Below are 1108 nucleotides of genomic sequence, written 5' to 3'. Positions count from 1 at the left end.
GTAACATTCGATAAGAATGTAGCCGCTATAGCCAACGAAAGAACTTTAACAAAAGAAAAACGAGAACGTTTTAATTCACTCGCAGCTTGTGGGGCATATAATTTTTTCATAACAAACTCTCCAATGAAAAAACTTAAAAACACCTCCAAAACATAAAAAAGACACATTTTAGCATTATTGATCTCTTTGGAATTCAGAGTAGACGATCATTGCTTAGAGTGTGAACATTTTGAGTCTTTAGTTTTGTTTTGTTTGCGCTCTCTTTATTGAGACCTAAATGTTTGTTTTTTGATTATGTTTTGTGGACATAAAGATGACACATTTAGAGTCTAAGTTTTTTAGTGTGCTTTTTTTCTAACTAAAAAGGGGTCTTTATATTTAATATTACATTTTACTTGGTAGTGGTTACTATAAAATCCTTTGTACTAGGTTTTAGTATGTATTTTCCTAATTATAGACTTTATTTTTATTAGAAAGCATGGTTTTGTTAATAATAAGTAAAGTAAAAAGAAATTGTAATATGTCCGGAATATAGTTTTCCTTGGATAACTGGCTTTTTAGTTGGATTTTTTCTTTTTAATATATCATATAATGATATATGCGCGGTTCTGTGATGTACCTTTTATCTTTACGCACTACTTTTCCCCCTTTGAATTATTTTATCAAAATGAGTCTTACTAATATACACTCCCATATTGCTATAGGCTGTTCATGAAAATAGCAACATAAAAATATAGCTTTTTAGCAATATGGATTCTACTGTGATCTTTTTTCAACAAAATATAGAAAAATCTTCTATAAAACCTCACAGTTTATAGCCTCATCAAATATTATGCTTATCTCTAGATAAATACTGTGCGTCTGTAAAAAAATATTCCCCCTTATTTCAATAAATAAGGGGGAATGTTTTGTTCTGTTTTCGTTATTCGTATTATTTTATTTTCAGAGTAATTGCACCACCTATGCCCCAATGACCACCAGCACTCGTGGCAGAGAGATTAGAGCGAATTTTTCCGTTTTCAGATGTATAACCAGCACCAAGAGCAAATGCGGATTGTCCACGCCATGTGCCGCTACCAAATGAGACACTCAAAGATCCCGGCTCGTC

General features: G+C 31.9%; 1 protein-coding gene. It reads right to left on the bottom strand.

Annotated elements, in window-relative coordinates; all coding sequences use genetic code 11:
- Nucleotides 1-931: 931 nt before the first annotated feature.
- On the bottom strand, nucleotides 932-1108 hold a 177-nt coding region (locus tag ACFIJJ_RS09800), incomplete at its 5' end, for a YadA-like family protein (RefSeq protein WP_375646810.1).

Origin of the sequence: Bartonella sp. TT29SHDZB, assembly GCF_042193395.1 — a bacterium.
In the GTDB taxonomy this organism is placed as follows: Bacteria; Pseudomonadota; Alphaproteobacteria; order Rhizobiales; family Rhizobiaceae; genus Bartonella.
The sequence above is the reverse complement of the archived record's forward strand: the minus strand, read 5'-3'. Positions and strand labels throughout refer to the sequence as shown.